14 protein-coding genes are annotated in these 16,549 nt (G+C 61.4%); 4 read left to right on the forward strand and 10 right to left on the reverse strand.

What is annotated here, in order from left to right:
• Positions 1–133: 133 nt before the first annotated feature.
• Both GXB81_RS13150 and GXB81_RS13155 read right to left on the reverse strand, forming a co-directional pair.
• Positions 134–628 (reverse strand): DUF3828 domain-containing protein, encoded by a 495-nt coding sequence (locus GXB81_RS13150; RefSeq protein WP_205989349.1) that lies wholly within the window; start codon positions 626–628, stop codon positions 134–136.
• A gap of 556 nt (positions 629–1,184) precedes the next feature.
• Positions 1,185–1,676 carry a DUF4126 domain-containing protein gene (locus tag GXB81_RS13155; RefSeq protein WP_167042577.1) on the reverse strand — a complete coding sequence of 164 codons (492 nt, stop codon included), beginning with the start codon at positions 1,674–1,676 and terminating at the stop codon, positions 1,185–1,187.
• Positions 1,677–2,006: 330 nt separating this feature from the next.
• Between GXB81_RS13155 and GXB81_RS13160 the strand changes: the two genes are divergently transcribed.
• Positions 2,007–2,873 (forward strand): LysR family transcriptional regulator, encoded by an 867-nt coding sequence (locus GXB81_RS13160; RefSeq protein WP_167042579.1) that lies wholly within the window; start codon positions 2,007–2,009, stop codon positions 2,871–2,873.
• 70 nt (positions 2,874–2,943) lie between these two features.
• Here GXB81_RS13160 and GXB81_RS13165 read toward each other — a convergent pair whose 3' ends face one another.
• Together GXB81_RS13165 and GXB81_RS13170 are read right to left on the reverse strand one after the other, a co-directional pair.
• Complete coding sequence (locus GXB81_RS13165) at positions 2,944–3,195, reverse strand: hypothetical protein (RefSeq protein ID WP_167042581.1); 252 nt, start codon at positions 3,193–3,195, stop codon at positions 2,944–2,946.
• A gap of 54 nt (positions 3,196–3,249) precedes the next feature.
• Positions 3,250–3,771 (reverse strand): lecithin retinol acyltransferase family protein, encoded by a 522-nt coding sequence (locus GXB81_RS13170; protein ID WP_167042583.1) that lies wholly within the window; start codon positions 3,769–3,771, stop codon positions 3,250–3,252.
• Positions 3,772–4,241: 470 nt separating this feature from the next.
• Here GXB81_RS13170 and GXB81_RS13175 point away from each other — a divergent pair, with 470 nt between their 5' ends.
• Together GXB81_RS13175 and GXB81_RS13180 are read left to right on the forward strand one after the other, a co-directional pair.
• Complete coding sequence (locus tag GXB81_RS13175) at positions 4,242–4,529, forward strand: hypothetical protein (protein WP_167042585.1); 288 nt, start codon at positions 4,242–4,244, stop codon at positions 4,527–4,529.
• A gap of 5 nt (positions 4,530–4,534) precedes the next feature.
• Complete coding sequence (locus GXB81_RS13180; RefSeq protein WP_205989350.1) at positions 4,535–5,305, forward strand: protein phosphatase 2C domain-containing protein; 771 nt, start codon at positions 4,535–4,537, stop codon at positions 5,303–5,305.
• A 59-nt stretch (positions 5,306–5,364) separates the two neighbouring features.
• On the opposite strand, the gene GXB81_RS13185 is transcribed toward GXB81_RS13180, so the two are convergent.
• The 6 genes from GXB81_RS13185 to GXB81_RS13210 form a co-directional block, all read right to left on the reverse strand.
• Positions 5,365–6,726 (reverse strand): sigma 54-interacting transcriptional regulator, encoded by a 1,362-nt coding sequence (locus GXB81_RS13185; RefSeq protein WP_205989351.1) that lies wholly within the window; start codon positions 6,724–6,726, stop codon positions 5,365–5,367.
• Positions 6,723–9,782 (reverse strand): peptidase domain-containing ABC transporter, encoded by a 3,060-nt coding sequence (locus GXB81_RS13190; protein WP_205989352.1) that lies wholly within the window; start codon positions 9,780–9,782, stop codon positions 6,723–6,725. Before GXB81_RS13190 ends, GXB81_RS13185 begins: the two co-directional genes overlap by 4 nt.
• 29 nt (positions 9,783–9,811) lie before the next feature.
• Positions 9,812–10,564, reverse strand: coding sequence for a peptidylprolyl isomerase (locus GXB81_RS13195; protein WP_205989353.1), 753 nt, complete (start codon positions 10,562–10,564; stop codon positions 9,812–9,814).
• 37 nt (positions 10,565–10,601) lie between these two features.
• Positions 10,602–11,975: an HlyD family efflux transporter periplasmic adaptor subunit gene (locus tag GXB81_RS13200; protein WP_167042595.1), complete on the reverse strand. Its 1,374-nt coding sequence runs from the start codon at positions 11,973–11,975 to the stop codon at positions 10,602–10,604.
• Positions 11,953–14,553: an FHA domain-containing protein gene (locus tag GXB81_RS13205; RefSeq protein ID WP_205989354.1), complete on the reverse strand. Its 2,601-nt coding sequence runs from the start codon at positions 14,551–14,553 to the stop codon at positions 11,953–11,955. Before GXB81_RS13205 ends, GXB81_RS13200 begins: the two co-directional genes overlap by 23 nt.
• 248 nt (positions 14,554–14,801) lie before the next feature.
• Positions 14,802–16,214, reverse strand: coding sequence for an efflux transporter outer membrane subunit (locus tag GXB81_RS13210; protein WP_205989376.1), 1,413 nt, complete (start codon positions 16,212–16,214; stop codon positions 14,802–14,804).
• Between GXB81_RS13210 and GXB81_RS13215 the strand changes: the two genes are divergently transcribed.
• Positions 16,138–16,530 (forward strand): hypothetical protein, encoded by a 393-nt coding sequence (locus GXB81_RS13215; protein WP_205989377.1) that lies wholly within the window; start codon positions 16,138–16,140, stop codon positions 16,528–16,530. The two genes, GXB81_RS13210 and GXB81_RS13215, sit on opposite strands and share 77 nt — an antisense overlap.
• Positions 16,531–16,549: the final 19 nt, after the last annotated feature.

The raw sequence follows: 16,549 nt of genomic DNA on the forward strand, positions 1-16,549 counted from the left end.
TCTTCATTTGGAAACCTCCTGCGTGAGCTGATGGGCACGACGCATCCACTGTACAGGCAGTTGCAGATGCGCTCTGTCGCCTGGCTTCCCTTACCCGTTGCCGGGGGGAGGCGTCCATACCATCTAACACGCTCTAGTCTGCCGCATCGTACTGGTGATAGCCGAGGTAGCCGTTATGGGTGTCCTCTACCTTGGTGATTCGCCGGTGCCCGTTCTCCTTCGCGACGAACACCACGAGGTTTTGCCTATCCTGTGGCTTCACGCCAAAAGTCACCGGTATAACGGCCACGCCATCGAGCATGATGGCAGGATGCACGAGCATCGTTTCAAGCCATACATGCGGGTCGAGATCCTGAACGCGCGTGAAGTAGTCGGCATCCCCAGGGAGACGGTGGTGTTTGTAGTCGTCTCTCAACGTATCTACCGTGTTTTTCGACACGTAGCGATAGATGGCGTTGTCCGTTAGCTGAAAGTAGTGGGCATCGCGCGTGTCCTGCTTTCCGATGTACCAGGTGTAGAACTCCCGGACCGTCGCTTCGGGCGTCTCCGCCGCCACGGCGGACTGCATGATGCTCAAGCCCAGAACAACGGCCAGCAAGGCGAACGTGCGCAAGAAAATGTTTTTCATCGTCAGTCGTGTCGATAGATTTTGTCGGCGGGCCGGTTTTCACAAAGGAGTTCCACGGTATTGGATTGTCGTGCAAACGAGTAGTGGCAAACGGCCCTCGTAAACACAAACCGTGTCCCGATGAATAGCAAAGCGGTTGACCTGGCACGCCATGACCGTCGATCTACCTGATAGATCAGCCGCGAGGTACTGGCGACCAAACATTGCAGAAGGTAAACTCCACGATATCTCTCTGCTCGCGCGAACGGGTATCTAAGCCAGCCCGTTCAGCAGACACTCGCATTTTCCTGTTCACATTCCCATCCAACGTTCCCACTCCCCCGCGAAAACCCACCTTGAGACGCCCGCGCTATTTATCGAGCGTTTCCCACGTTCTCCGCTTCGCCGCCTCCTTTTACAGTGAGCCATCGATTGCGTGAACGCAACAACCGCTGCCGCGCCGGTCAAGCACATCACGGCCGGCTCGCGAGTCGCTCGCGCCAGCTAGTCGATCGGCTCGATCTATCGAACGAAGGCGGCGGGACGCGCACAGCGTCCCGCCATTGACAGAAAATCCTCATAAGCCGTGCAGCGACACGACGAGCAGCACAGCAACGACAATCGCCACCACGTCTTCAATCAGCGCCGCCGGTGCATCGCGCCCGAACATTCGCGCCAGCGCGCCGCGCGCCTTGGCCCCGCCGAGCGTGCCGATGATCGCACCGACCGCACCGAGCACCGCCCCGAGTACGCCGACGATCGCACCACCCGCGAGACCGCCATGCGCCCCGCTGATCGCCGCGCCGCTCAACGCACCGAGCACGATGCGCGCCCCGAACTGCAGCGGCACCTTGCGGCTCGGTGTTTCGGGCAACTGATCGGTAATCAGTTCGACCACGGCCAGCACGGTGAAGATATACGGGGTGGCAGCAAAACCGAAAAAAGCGAGCGGCGTGCCTTGCAAGGGCAGCCATCCCAGACGCGCGGCCCAACTGACGGCGGTGGGTGCAATCATGGCGCGCAGGCCGGCGACGACACCGATGAGCAAAGCCAGAACATACACGGACATAGCGGGCTCCCGATCGAGGGTAATGACGTACGGTTGAACGAGCCGACGCCTTCACTCGCGCGCCGGCGGAACATGTCGATCATTCCATCTGAACAGTCAACTTCTCGCTACACATCGAGGCAACCGCCGTAGCCGCCCGTCACCGTCCCCTCCCTGCCGCTTCACGCCGCGCGCCCGTTATCGTCCAGGCGTCGCCGCGCCGGTGCTCGCCCTCTTCGATGCGGCCCTAGTGTCGCACAATTCTTCTGAACAAAATCTGACGCGACGATATACGGTCGCCGTCAACGATGCTAATTTATCCAGCTCACAAGAAAATCTAATGCCTGCACCATGAGACCGTATCTTCCGCTGAACGCGTTGCGCGCCTTCGAATCGTCCGCGCGACATCTGAGCTTCACGCGCGCCGCGCTCGAACTGAACGTGACCCAGGCTGCCGTCAGCCAGCAGGTCCGCTCGCTCGAAGAACGGCTCGGCACCGCGTTGTTCAAGCGTCTGCCGCGCGGCCTCGCGATGACCGAAGAAGGTCTCGCGCTGCGCCCGGTACTCTCCGATGCATTCGATCGCATCGAGGCCGTACTCAGGCGGTTCGACGGCGGTCACTTTCATGAGGTGCTGAGGGTCGGCGTGGTGGGCACGTTTGCGGTCGGCTGGCTGATGCCGCGGCTCAAATCGTTTCGCGACGCGCATCCGTTCGTCGAACTGCAACTGCTGACGAACAACAACCTCGTCGATCTCGCGACCGAGGGCCTCGATTTCGCGATCCGTTTCGGCGACGGCACATGGCCCGGCTCGCTCGCGACAAAACTGCTCGACGCGCCGCTCACGCTGCTCTGCACGCCGGAGACCGCCGCGCGTCTCGCGCGACCCGACGATCTCGCCAACGAAACCTTGCTGCGCTCCTATCGCGTGGACGACTGGATGAGCTGGTTTGCCGCCGCCGGCATCGCGCCGCGGCCGGTGCGCGGGCCGGTGTTCGATTCGTCGCGGCTGATGGCGGAAGCCGCGATGCAGGGCGCAGGCATCGCACTCGCGCCCGCACTGATGTTCGAGCATGAGATCAACACGGGACGTCTCGTGCGCCCGTTCGACGTGGAAGTCCAGGCGGGCAGCTACTGGCTGACCTGTCTGAAGAGCAAGCCGATGACACCGGCAATGGTGCTATTCAGTCAATGGATCACGAAGGCCGCGGCCGCTTAGGGATTTGCGTGATTTGCATCTCGAGGCCCGAAGCTTGTGCCGACTTGAAACTGCTTGAGACTACTTGAAACTAGCAGGCGGGCACCGCGCGGCATTGTCCGCTCATTGCAGGCCGCTCGGCTTGCGGCGGAAACACGTTCCATGAGCCGTCGCCGTGACGGAAGAAGAAGATCGACAGCAGTCCTTCGGGCTTCAGCGCCTCGACGCAGACATAACGCTGCGAGGTGCGATGGCAGAACCGCACGACGCGCGCGGGCGTCGACGGCGTTGGCGCGAGCCATTTGTCGACGGCCCAGCGCAAGGTTTTTTCGACGGCAACCATGATGCTCTCCTCGAATCTTCTGCTGCTGCGCGCGCGGCCCCGATTGCGCTACGTTCACGCGAGTTGCGCGACGCGCGCACTACGTCCGCGGCTTTTTGCACCGTTGCTCGCCCCGCTTTCGACGAACGCCTTCACGAGACACATCAGCGCGCGCATACCCGTACGCGGATGGCGCAGGCAGCAATGCACCTGTTCGCTGCGGCTTTCGCCGAGCAGGCACCATGCGCAGAAGTGTTCGCAGTTATTGGTCAGCAGGCGGTAGCGGTTTTCGCCGAGACGCGAACGCGCGCGGCGCACCGCTTCGTCGCCGGCATAGCGGGCGCTCGGCGTCGGACGGATCGACAGCGGATGACCGGCCGCGAAGCGCGCGATCTCCACTTCCTCGACCGGCCCGCGATGCGCCGAACTCGCAAAGCCGGCGTAATGAACGACGCGGCCGTTGCCGACATAGATGCCGTGATGTTCGTAGCCGTTGCGTTGCGTGACGAGATGCGCGCCGATCGGCAGATCGATCGTCGATGATGCGTCACTGCGTTGCCGGCTTTCCTTGCCTGTATCGAGCGTGCGGGTGTTCATGGCTGGCCTCGTTCGGATTTCCAACACGGTTGCGACAGCTTTTCGCATCATCCGGGCCATGCATGGAAAAGCCCTTGTTTACAGGGTTTTCGGCTGATTTCGGATTTTCTGAAGGGTGAGGATGTCGGCGGCAAGCCGACAGGATTCGCGTCGATATGTTGGCGCGCGGCGCTCTTTTGCGGCACTCGTAGGAGCGCGTACCGCGCGGCAGGCCGGCCTCGGGAAAAACACCAGGAAGTCGTTCGACGTGTTGGGGCACACACCGATTCGAATGCGCGTGTGTTGGCCGCAGGCCGACTCATTGCCATTGGCGTCGTCCCTTGCATCACGCACGGCGTCCGGAATCGCCCGACAGTCAACGCACGGCCCGAAATGCGCGGCGCTCGGCACACATTGGCATGGCACTTGCATCGTTGTCCGCAACATCCTTCAACCGCGCGCGTTGCACACGCGACGAACCGGAGAACGCCATGTCCCGCATCACAGTCGATGATCTCCCGCTGAACCTCGCGCTCGACCGCAAGGCGATGGCCGCGATTCGCGGCGGCGGTGGCGCGCCGTGGGTATATGGCTGGATTCAGCCCTACGTGCCGCAAACGCCGAGCATCGGACCCGTCGTCAATCTGTACGAGGTGTCCAACAACTTCTATGCTAACCAGATGATCAACCAGTTCCAGTCGGTCGACGTGCGCAACACCGGCTCGAACTCGAACATCAACGTCTCTCCCGACGCACGCAGCAGAAACGATATGGTGTAGCCGTTGTGACCTGTGCGAGCCCATTTCGCTGGACGTCGTCCGCGCGCTCCGACGCGGGACGCGTACGCGAAATCAACGAAGACGCCTGCCTCGATCTGCCCGAAGCCGGCCGCTGGGCCGTCGCCGACGGCATGGGCGGGCACGCGGTCGGCGATCTCGCGAGCCGCACCGTGATCGAAGCGTTGAGCCGGCTCGCGGCGCCGCGCAGCATCAGAACCCTGATCGCCGATACGCGCGCGCGGCTGCAAGGCGCGAACCGCCAGCTACGCGACGAGGCCGCGCGCCGCCGGGTGCAGCGAATCGGCAGCACCGTGGTCGTGCTGCTCGCGTACGATCGTTTTTGCGGCTACGTATGGGCAGGCGACAGCCGCATCTATCTGTATCGCGCGGGACAGTTGCGGCAACTCACGCGCGATCACAGCCATGTCGAGGAGTTGCGCTCGCTCGGCGTCATCACCGAGGAAGAAGCGCGCCATCATCCCGCGCAGCACATGATTACGCGCGCGGTCGGCGCAACGGACCTGCTCGAACTCGACGACGATGCCATCGAAGTCGCCGACGGCGACCTGTTCCTGCTGTGCAGCGACGGCCTCAGCAACGAACTGAGCGACGCCGACATCGCCGGCGTGCTGACGTCCACCGAGCGCGAGAACGTATGCGGAGCCCTGGTCGAACTCGCGCTCGCACGCGGCGGACGCGACAATATCACGGCCGTGGTCGTCGAAGCGCAAGACCCGAATGCGTCGGAGAAGACCTTATTGAATCCCGCGCCGTGAGCGCGGCTTTTCTTGCGCTTTTGCGTGCGGTTCCGGATCGCGTTGGAGCCGACCGGACTTCAGGCTTCGCCGTCTTCTTCCTCCGGCTCGTCGCTGCCGTTCTGTTTTCCCGCCGGTACATTGCGATTGCGATAATCCTTCGAATGCAGTCCATGCTTTTTGAGCAGCATCTGCAGATGCGAGCGGTTCATGCCGATCCGTCTCGCCAGTTCGGCAACGGTGCCGCTCACCTCGCGCAGTCCACGTTCGAGAAACGCCTTTTCGGCGTCGTCGCTCGCGGCACGCTTCGCGTCGCTCAACGACATCAGATTCGCGACGCTGATCGGCTGTGCGCCGTTTGCGTGCATGCCATCATCCGCGGCGGCCGTCGTGGAACCAGGCGCAGCGGGCCGCATATCGAGCGGCAGATGATCGACGTCGGCCATCTCGCCCGCGAGACATGAAATGCGGTACATCACGTTGCGCAATTCGCGGATATTGCCGGGATACGCATAGCTCAACAAAAAGTCCCGCAAACGCGGCGTCAATCTGACGGGCCGGCGCTTCAGGCTGCCGGCCGCCTCGTCGCCGAACCATGCAATCAGCAGCGGTATTTCATCGCGACGCTCGCGCAACGGCGGCAGCGTTACGTGAATCACGCTGAGCCGATAGAACAGATCCTCGCGAAATTTGCCCTCTTCGCTGAGCTTGCGCAGATTGCGATTGGTCGCCGCGACAATGCGCGTATCGACCGCAATCGTTTCGTCGGACCCGACACGCTGAATCTCGTGCGCTTCGAGCACACGCAGCAGTTTCACCTGCCCCGCCAGCGGCAATTCGCCGATCTCGTCGAGAAAGATCGTCCCCGTATGCGCGCTTTCGAATTTGCCCTTGCGATCATTCGATGCGCCCGTGAACGCGCCCTTGCGATGACCGAACAGTTCCGATTCAAGCAGGTTGTCTGGAATCGCGCCGCAATTCACGGAGATAAACGGCTTGTCCGCACGCGCGCCATTCGCGTGAATCACTTTTGCCATCAACTCCTTGCCGGTGCCGCTCTCGCCGTCGATCAACACGGGCAAATCGGTCGGCGCCGCTTTCTCGGCGATTTCGAGCGATTCAAGCAGGCGCGGATTGTCACCGAACGTTCCCTCGAAAATAAAGCTGCGTTCGAGCAATGCCTTGCGGCGCGCGCCGCGCGATTGATCCGCGGACTCCTGCGGCTCGGCGGCCACGGCCGCCTGCACGAAACGCTCCTTGTGCGAAAGCTGCATCACTTCGTCGCGCAGCGAGGTGGCTTGCCTGAGCAGCTTGTCGATATCCGCGCGTTCGAGCCGCGACGACCAGCGCAACGTCGAGCGCAGAATCTCGATCCGCTCGATCAGCCCTGCATACGAAATCGCGGGACTGGCCTCTTCCGTCTGATCGAGTATCTTCATCATGATGCACTCAACTGTTTCTGCACGAGCTGGTAATACATGCCGCCGCGTTGAATCAGTTCTTCGTGACGGCCCTGTTCGACAATCGCGCCTTCATACAGCACGAGAATCTTGTCCGCGCGCATGATCGTGCTGAGCCGGTGCGCGATGATTATCGCAGTGCGGCCTCGCAGAATGTCGTGCATATTGCCGAGAATATTGCTCTCCGATTGCGAGTCGAGCGCCGAGGTCGCTTCGTCGAATACGAGCAGACGCGGATCGTGATAAAGCGCGCGTGCAATACAGAGCCGCTGGATCTGCCCGCCCGACAACCCGATACCGCGCTCGCCGACGATCTGCTCATAACCGAGCGGCATCTTGCTGATAAAGCCATGCGCGTCGGCCATCTTCGCGACTTCCTCGATGCGGCGGCGCTCGGGCGCATCGTCGCCGCTCGCGATGTTCTCGGCAATCGTGCCGGAAAAGAGCAGATTGCTTTGCATCACGTAGCCGATCTGCGCGCGGAAATAGTTCTTGTCGATCACACCGGCATCGTAGCCGTCGATCGTCATCTTGCCTTCGGTTGGCTGATAGAAGCCGACCAGCAGTTTCGCGAGCGTCGTCTTGCCCGAGCCGCTGCGCCCGACTATCGCCACCAGTTCGCCGGGCTTGATGTCGAAGCTGATGTTTTCGAGCACATAAGCCGAATCGTCTTCGCCATAGCGGAAATAGACGCCGCTCAGGCTGATTTCGCCTTGCAGTTCCGGCAGCATGACTCGCGAAGGCAGGTCCTGCGGTTTCTGTTCGGGCTCGATGTCGAGCACGTCGCCGAGCCGCTCCATCGCCACGCCCGCGTCGTTGAGCATGCTCCACAGGCCGACGAGCCCCATCAATGGACCCAGTACGCTGCCCATGAATGCATTGAACGCGATCAACTGACCAATCGACAATTCATGCGCGAGCACCAGATTCGCGCCGACCCATAGAATCGCGATCGTCGTCGCCGCATTGAGCAACTGGCTGCCGAAGCTGACGAGAATACCGAAAGCATGCGCGCGATACTGCAATTCGAGCGCCTTCGCGTACTTCTTCTCCCAACGCAGCCGCACGGGCCGTTCGATGCCCATACCCTTGACGGTCTCGACACCGGAGAGCGCTTCCATCAGGAACGACTTTGCCTCGGTCGACGCGGTGAACACCTCGCGCGCATAGGACTTGATCTTCGGCGTCGCGATAACGGTCAAGGCCATGATCGGAATCACGAACGCGATCAAGACGAGCGTCATCTTCACGTTGTAGACAAACATGATCGTGAAGTAGATGAAGATCATCAGCAGATTCAGCGCGGTGGTCACGGTCGACTCGGTCAGAAACGCACGAATCGTCTGGTTCTCCTGAAAGCGCGCGAAGATATCGCCGGTTTTTCGCTTCGCGAAGAACGAGAACGGCAGCGACAACGTATGCTTGAAGAATTGCGACATCATCGCGAAGTCCATGTTACGCACCATGAAATTCGCGAGATAGGCGCGAATCGTCGACATCAATTGCGAGAACACGTTGGAAATAATCAGGCCGCCGATTAGCAGATGCAGCAAGCTCACGTTCTGATGCACGACCACGCCGTCGAGAATATTCTGGATAATCAGCGGCGGGATCACGCCCAATACCTGAATCACGAAGGTCGCGAGAAACAGGTAGCCGAGTATCGTCCGGTATGGCTTCAGGTAGCCGACAAAACGTATCCACGGCGAGCGCGCGGCCGACATCTGCAATAGCTGCGGCCCACCGGTAAACAGCAGACACGTACCGCTCCAGCCGCGCTCGAACTCCTCCACCGTGAGTTTTCTGAAGCCGAGCGCCGGGTCGGCCAGCCACACATACTCTTTCGAAAGCCCGTACACGACGACGTAGTGATAGCCTTCCCAATGCACGATGAACGGCAGATCGAAGCCGCGCAGCGAATCGAACGTGCATTGCACGCCGCGTGTCGCAAAGCCGAGCGATTCGCCGGCGCGCGCGAGGCTGTCGAGCGTCGCGCCTTGCGTCGTTACGTTCGCGAGTTCGCGCAGCTTGCCGAGCGTCATCGGAATGCCGTAGTGGCGGCAGATCATCGCGAGACACGCGGCACCGCAATCCATTTCCTCGGCCTGCTCGACGAGCGCAAAGCGCTTGATGATCTTCTCGCCGAATTCCGGCTTGCTCCGCAAATCGAGCATCAACGGCAGCTTGCGGCGCTGCTCCAGGCGCTTTTGCCGCTGCAATTCGCGGTCGCCATAACGGATGCGTTCGTCGAGTACTTCGCGCAGCTTCGGATTGCGTTCGAGAATGAAATGCACCGTGCGTTCGGGAATCACGAGCAAACGCGTGTCGGTGGACGCGACGACCGAAGCCATCTGCTCCTGGCGCATCAGGCACGCCTTTTCGCCGAATATCTCGCCCTCGCCGAGCGTCGCGAGCGTGTAATCGCGCCCTTCCTCGTGCCGGACGATGCGAACCTCGCCTTGCCGCACCACATAGAGACGGCGATCGTCACGGCCATCCTGCCTGAGAATCTCCTTGCCGGCAGACACTTTCTTCGCACCGACGCTGCGCACGTATTCTTCGAGTTCGGCCTTGTTCAGCTTGCCGCGCAGATCGAACAGTTGCGCGACGAAGCCGCCCGCCGAATTGATCGCAACATAGCTCGCAACGAACGCCAACGCCGCCTGATTGCCGGCCATCACCGGCTCGATCGCCGTGCGCGGAATAAACAGCAATTCGGTTTTTGCCGAAGCACGCACCGACGCTTCGTGGATATACGTGCGCAACATCGCGATGTCGGCGAAGATCTCGCCCGACTTGCGCACGCCCATGCTGGTTTCCTTGCCATGCTCCTCGGTAAAGATGCGCACGGAACCGGAGCGGATCACATACAGACCATCGGCAACTTCGCCGGTCGAGCAGACCGTTTCACCGAACGAATAGAAACGTGCCTGCGCATACTCGGCGAGCCGCTCGATCTCGTCGCGCGAGAACGGCGACAGTATTTCCACCGAGGCCAGAAATTCGGCGGTGGAAGGCGCGGTCTGGGGAGCGTCCATGGGCGTCGAATTCGAATCGGGCGAGCGCGTTAGCGCGCTTCGATCACGTGTTCCTGCGCGCGGGCAATCAGCCAGCTCTCGCGCAGCAGGCGGCGGATTTCAGTGGCCACGTCGGCGTCGAGCATGGCCGGATATTTGGCCGTCACCGCGAAAATCTCGAAGCACGAACGGTCCGCCGAGGCGAATGGTCCGAGCAGATCGCCGACCGCTGCATTGAAGATTTTCGCTTCGATATCGGGTTTCAACGAACCGCGCAGTACCTTGCCGATTACGCCGCCCGATTCGCGCGTATCGGCAATCGAATGCTCCTGCGCCATTTCCGCGAAACTGCCGGGGTCGTCGCGCAGATACGAAATCATTTCCTTCGCCTTGCCCTCGCTGTCGAGCACGATATGGCTCACCTCGATCGAATCGAACTTCGGTGAATTGAGCGCGAAGTAATCGCGGATCGCGACATCGTTACCGACCTCGTCGAGCATCTTCTCCTGATAGAGCCCGTCGGTAATGAATACCTCGAATTCGTCGAGGCTCACATGCAGCGCGTCGAGATAATGATTCATGTCCGCCGCGCGATGCAGCCCGCGCACGCGGCGAAACTGGTCGGCACGCTGCTGGATTTCTTCGGCACTCACGGCCACGCCCTGCTTTTTCGCCGCATGCACGGTGAGCTTGTCGCGCACGATCTGCTCGATCAGGCTCTCGAACTGGCCCGTCAGTTTCAGAAGACGAATGAACTCGTCGATGTCCACGACTTCGTCGTCGATACGCACTATCGCGGTCATTTGATCCGCTCCTTTGATTGACGTGTCATCGTTGTGCTCAACCCGCCACCTGTCTGAACGGATCGAGACCGAGGTCGATCAGGCGCCGCTCGCGCACGACGATTTCCGCGTTGGCGGTCATGCCATAACGCAATGGATAACGCGTGCCGGCCACCTGGTAGTAGTCTTTATCGAGCGTGACGCGGCCCTCGTAGACCGGCTGCTTGTCCTGCACCGACGGTTTCGTCGCCGGAGAAATAGATGCGAGCGTGCCGCTGATAAGCCCGTAGCGCTGATACGGAAACGCATTGAACTTCATCCTGACCGGTTGCCCCTCATGCAGAAACGCGCGATCGTGCTCGGCGATTTCGATCTTCAGCACGGGCCGCGCGTCTTTCGGCGCAATACCGCCGAGCGGCGCATTCGCCTGAATCTTGTCGCCGCGCTGCGTCGACGTGACGTCGGTAATGACGCCCGAAACCGGCGCGAGAATCAGCAGGAAGTTATCTTTGTCGATGTTCTCGAAACGGACTCGCGCGGCCGCATCGGCTTCGAGACGCGCGCTTTGCAATTGCACGCGCAGCTTGTCTTCGGCATCGGTGATATCGCGCACGGCCGAGTCGTATTGCAACTGAAGATCAGTGCTTTGCTGCCCGCTGGTTGCCAGTTGCGCATTCGCCTGCGCGTATTCGTGGCTCAGGCGGAAGTCGAGTTCCGCAAGTTTCGATTGCGCGACACGATAGGCGTTATCGGCTTCGAGCGCCGCCGTGCGCTTCTGCTCGACCTGCAATTCGGCAATGCCGCCGCCACCGGGCTGCGCGAAAAGCCGCGAATACCGGTCGAGTTCCTGGCGTGCCGCTTCGCGCGTGCGACGCGCATTGTCGAGTGCGCTGCGGGCTTCATCGAGTTCGGCTTTCTGTCCTTCGGCCAGCTTCGTCGTACCCTCGGAAACGCGGTTTTCGTGCAGTCGCTCTTCCACTTCGAGTTGCGCTTTCAATGCAGCGGCCTTGCGTTCAAGCAGCGCCTTTTTCTCGGGAAACTGCTTCCATTCGCGCTCGGCGTCTTCGAGCTTGAGTTGCGCCTGCAACGCATTACTCGCGGCTTCGATCGCGCCGCGTGCATTGAGCCGCGCGAGCACGTCGCCTTTCGACACCGGCTGTCCCTCGGCGATATAGAGGTCGGCGAGTTCGCCGTCGATCGGCGCGTAGATGCGCCGTACCTCCGATTCCGGCGACAAGGTGCCCGGCGCGCTGACGATCACGTCCGCGCGGCCGACGAACGACCACAGCAGTCCCGTCACGACTAGCGCCACCATCGCCCAGATCAAGGCGCGCGCGATCCGCACCGGCTCCGAGGTCAGAATCGCGATGCCTTCGACGCTGTGATCTTCGAGCGCCTCGGACAACGGTCTAGGGTGTGGGTCGCGTTTCACTCTGATCGCCTCCAATCAGCGAGAGCTTCGCTTTCAATAGCGCGGGGTCGAGCACCATCCGCAATTCGGTCAGCGAGCGGCGCTGCAGACTCGCCTCGGCCTCGATATCCGCGAGCAGGCGGTCGAAGTCGGCCGGACGGTCGGCCTTCAGTTGCGTGTAGATGCGCATGCCTTGTTGGGCCGCGGTTTGCGCATCGGAAAGCAGGCGCGCCTCGTTGCGAAAGCCGGGCGAAATGCCGGCTTCGAGCCGTTGCGTGCCGCCGATCGGACCGCTCGCGCGATACGCTCTCCACAAGCTCTGCGCGCGCAGCATCGAGTCCTGCGCACGAGCAAGCGCTTTGTCGTGCAATGCAGCGACGTCCTTCTGAATCGACTGCACGAACCACGCATCCGTTTGCGGATCGAGACTCGCGTAGAACGACAGCAGACGCTGGTCATAATCTTTGGCATCGCGCGTTTTCTGCAAATCGGTGTATTGATCGAACAGCGCTTTCTTGTGCGCCGATTCGGCCGCGAACACGTCGGACCAGGCGCTCGCGGGCATCGACTGCAAACCGGCCAGCGCCTGTTGTGCATCGCCACGCTGCCATGCGGCATCGACCCGATTCTGCTGCCTGACGATTTCCGCCGAAGGCAAGCGCGCGGCGGCCAGTTGCCGGAATTGCGCCTGAAACGGCGGCGTGCTGAAATGCGCCGACTTCATCATCGCGAGCAATGACGTCAATTGGCGGCTCAACGCGGCATCGAGCAATGCCGTGTATTGGCGCAAGTCCTCGCGTACGCGATCGAGGCCCGCAAGGCGCGGATAACGCTGCGCATAATCGTCGAGTACGGCCGGGAGTGCATCGGGTTTGTCGCGCGCAAGCTCGGCGCGAATCACGCCGTTCAGCCGATCGATTGCGGCAACATACACCGAATCGTCGCTTTCCAGCTTGCGCAAATGACTGAGCGCCAGCGCATAGGGCTCCGCGAACTGAGGCACGTAGCCAGCAATCCGGTCGAGCGCGCGCTGGTGCGTTCTCGCATCGTCGTTCCAGCGGCGCAGCAGGTTGCTGATCGTCGGTTCGTCCGCATACATGCGGATCGGCGCATCGACACCACCGCGCGCGACGACGAACCGCTCCAGATCGCCGACCCATTGCAATTCGCCGACCAGCGAGCCCGCGTCCGCATTGTTCGCGCTCAACGACTTCATCTCCTTGAGCCGCGCATCGGCCTGATCGAATTGCGCTTTTTGCAGCGTATCGAGCCAGCCTGGAAGTTGCGCCTTCAAGAGTGCTTCGCTCGCGAGCGCACTGATTTTCGTGTCCGTCGGATGATTGGCGAGATAACTCCGCGCAACCGTAACCGCGCTCGCGTACTCTCCGCTGGCGAGCAGGTTCTTCAACTCGCGCTCCGACGAGCCATGCAGATAAAGCGCGACACCCAGTCCGGCCAGTACGACGACACCCGCGCCGCCCCACGCCGCGATACGACGGACGTTCGTGCGTTCGCCGTCGGCGAGCGCCTTTTTGAATTCTCCGGCCAGCAGGCGCCAGCGCGACTGGCTTCTCGCGGCATTCTTTTCATGCTTCGCCGTGCTCTTACCGATTGCGCCGCCGCGATTGCCCACACCATTGGCGGCTTGCGCACCGTTTCTTCCTGAATAGGCCCCGTCGCGCTTTGCCTGCGCAGCCGCCACCTGTGCCGCCTCGTTCACCTCGTCCTCGCGTTGTAGCGCCGGATCGACGCAAAAGATATCGAGGAACGAATTCGCGGCGCCCACGAATGTGGTCTTGTCGGCATCGGCCGCGCTGTCCGCGGCCGGGTTCAGTGAAATCTGGGTCACGGTGGGCTCGACGTCTGGCTGTTTCTGTAGCGACACTCTGTAGACGAAATGATCGCCGCCAAATGCAACGACGTCGCCGTCCGCGAGCGGCAATGCCGCTTCGTCGAGCCGCGCGCCATTCACGAACGTGCCATTGGTGCTGCCGAGATCTTCGACGAACAACTCGCCGCTCTTCAGAAACAGATGCGCATGGCGCCGCGAAATGTAATTGACCTGATGCGGATAGCGTTCCTTGTAACGCGAGAAAACCTCGTCCGTCTTGCTGACGAGAAATGGAAACGCGTGTACTTCGACCGGTTGCAGACCGAGGTCGTCGCGCTGCGGCGCGAGCAGCAGACGAAGCGCGCAAGACTCGCCGCTGCTCGCGACGATGCGCGCGCGCGGCTCGATGCCGGCGCGGTAGCGAAACTCGCCGCCGAAGCACAGCTCGTCGCCCGCGCGCACGCGCGCCGGCGTTTGTCGCACCGCGACGCCGTTCACGGTCGTGCCGTTCTTGCTGCCGAGATCGGCCACATACACCGTGCCATGCTCGATAAAAATGCGCGCATGACGGCGCGACAGACTCGCGGTCCACTGCGCGGGGTAATCGTTGAACGGTGCTTCGCTGCGGCCGACAGCAAACAGCGTGTCGACGATGCGGATCGCGTCGAACGACGGGCGTTGCGCGGACGCAACCGGCGACAGCACCACGTCGAAGGCAGCGTCCACTGTCGCGCGCATCTCAGCAATCGAATCTTCGCCGGCGGCCATTTTGTCTGGATCACTAAGCGTGTACCTGTCGCGATGGGAACGCGAAGGACACGGTGGAACAGGGACGAAGAACCACGGCGCAACGATGTTGTCGTGAGGAGCCGCGCGAACGCAGACCCCTAAAGAATTGTAAGTCACGCATGGCGAGTGTCAATTTCCATATCGTCTGCCGGGAACAGCACGGATGCGTCATTCGCGGCCTAAATACCCGCGCCGTACGCCACCACGCGGATTAGCTCAATGTTCCTTTACTTGTCTTTGACTTGCGCCTGCACGTCGACGCTCGGCCAGCCGCCGCCGAGCGCCTTGTACAGCAGTACCGTGTCGGACAGAATCTCCTGATGATTTTCGAGCAGCGCCTGCTGTGCGTCGAGTAGAGTCCGCTCGGTTTCGAAAACTTCGAGTTGCGATACGACGCCAAGCCGCAATTGCGCCTGAATCTGATCGGCCACGATCTGCAAACGCGCAACCTGCTGCAGCAATTCCTCGCGCTGCTGCTTGTGCGCGCTCAGATTGACGAGTGCGTTTTCGACTTCCTCGAACGCCCCCATGACGGCCACGCGATACTGCTGTTCGGCGACTTTCGATTGCGCCTCGGCCACTTTCACATGCGCACGCACGCCCGGATCGAGCAAGGGAATATCGATGCTCGGCATGATGCCGAACGTAAACGATTTCAACAGTTGATTCAGCGCGAAACTCGCCGTACCGCCTTGGGCAGTCAGGCCAATGCTCGGCAATTGCGCGAGCTTCGCCTGGCCGACGAGGTCATACGCCTCGAGTACCCGGAATTCCGCGGCGACCACATCGGGCCGTCGCGACAGCAATTGCGCGGGCAAACCCTCCGGCACGACCGGCAGTTTCACGCGTTCTTGCAAATGGCCCGGCGGCAGCTGGAATTCGCCGGCCGGCACGCCGATCAGTGTGCAAAGCGCGTTATTGGCGACTGCACGTGCGCGGCGCAATTCGTACAGGTCATGCGTCAACCGGTTGATTTCGGCCTGCTGCCGTAATACCAGGGTTTGCGGCACGAGGCCATTGCGCGCCTGGCCTTCGTAAATCGTCAGAATCTGCCGGTTCGTGCCGAGCGTTTTTTGCTGCTGCTCGATCTGATCGTCGAATTGCAGGATCTGGAAATAGGTGCTGGAAACATTCGCGACCAGTTCGAGATAACCGGCACGCCAATCCGCTTCGCTCGCATGAAATTCGGCCTTTTGCGCCTGCACGCCTTTTTCGACTTTGCCCCAGATATCGATGTCCCAGTTCACCTGGGTCGCGAGGTTGTACTGTTTCGTAAAAGGCAAGCCGGTGGTCTTCTGGAAATCGGCGCCCGCGCCAAGGTCCATGGTCGGCAAGGCCCCTGCCTTGGCTTCGCTGATCTGCGTGCTCGCGACGTCGATCCGCGCGGCCAACACCTGAATGTCGAAGTTGCCCGCAATCGCCTTGTCGATCAGCGTGTCGAGATACGGGTCCTGGAAACCCTTCCACCAGTCGCGCTCGATCGTCGCGGCAGCCGAGACCGGCGGGCCCTTCTGATCCGACCACGCTGTCTTTGCAGGCGTGTCGGGGCGCCTGTACGCCGGCATGCTGACATCGACACAGGCGCACAGCGACAGCGCGCAGACCGTTGCGGCACAAACGCCGCGCAGTGCACTGCCAATACCGCTCGATGCCGCGATCGCGGAAAGAGCGCGGCGGGAAGCCGAAGATTCAGGCAGCAAGGAATCGAGCAACGATGACACGATTGTCTCCGGTGGCACCCGCTTTATCCGCGAGAAAAACCGGCGTTCGAGACCGAATCGCTGCCGCGCGGCTTCGGCCACGAAGCAGCGGAAATGTCGGCACGGGAAAACAGGCGGAAATCGAGCGGCAATCAGTCGAAAATCAGTCGAAAGCGCGAAGGGTGCATGGAAAAGACGATTGAATAAGCGGTCTTTTAAGCAACTCGTCTGTGAAATGCGCACGCGCGGACAATAAGGCGCGCGTGCGCCGCGTC

Source organism: Paraburkholderia sp. Ac-20336, assembly GCF_017105025.1.
GTDB lineage: Bacteria > Pseudomonadota > Gammaproteobacteria > Burkholderiales > Burkholderiaceae > Paraburkholderia.

Excerpts from the sequence above, each read along its gene's own strand:
- GXB81_RS13150 (WP_205989349.1), bottom strand. The coding sequence starts at position 628 with ATGAAAAACATTTTCTTGCGCACGTTCGCCTTGCTGGCCGTTGTTCTG.
- GXB81_RS13155 (WP_167042577.1), bottom strand. The coding sequence starts at position 1,676 with ATGTCCGTGTATGTTCTGGCTTTGCTCATCGGTGTCGTCGCCGGCCTG.
- GXB81_RS13160 (WP_167042579.1), top strand. The coding sequence starts at position 2,007 with ATGAGACCGTATCTTCCGCTGAACGCGTTGCGCGCCTTCGAATCGTCC.
- GXB81_RS13165 (WP_167042581.1), bottom strand. The coding sequence starts at position 3,195 with ATGGTTGCCGTCGAAAAAACCTTGCGCTGGGCCGTCGACAAATGGCTC.
- GXB81_RS13170 (WP_167042583.1), bottom strand. The coding sequence starts at position 3,771 with ATGAACACCCGCACGCTCGATACAGGCAAGGAAAGCCGGCAACGCAGT.
- GXB81_RS13175 (WP_167042585.1), top strand. The coding sequence starts at position 4,242 with ATGTCCCGCATCACAGTCGATGATCTCCCGCTGAACCTCGCGCTCGAC.
- GXB81_RS13185 (WP_205989351.1), bottom strand. The coding sequence starts at position 6,726 with ATGATGAAGATACTCGATCAGACGGAAGAGGCCAGTCCCGCGATTTCG.
- GXB81_RS13190 (WP_205989352.1), bottom strand. The coding sequence starts at position 9,782 with ATGGACGCTCCCCAGACCGCGCCTTCCACCGCCGAATTTCTGGCCTCG.
- GXB81_RS13195 (WP_205989353.1), bottom strand. The coding sequence starts at position 10,564 with ATGACCGCGATAGTGCGTATCGACGACGAAGTCGTGGACATCGACGAG.
- GXB81_RS13205 (WP_205989354.1), bottom strand. The coding sequence starts at position 14,553 with ATGGCCGCCGGCGAAGATTCGATTGCTGAGATGCGCGCGACAGTGGAC.
- GXB81_RS13215 (WP_205989377.1), top strand. The coding sequence starts at position 16,138 with ATGCTGACATCGACACAGGCGCACAGCGACAGCGCGCAGACCGTTGCG.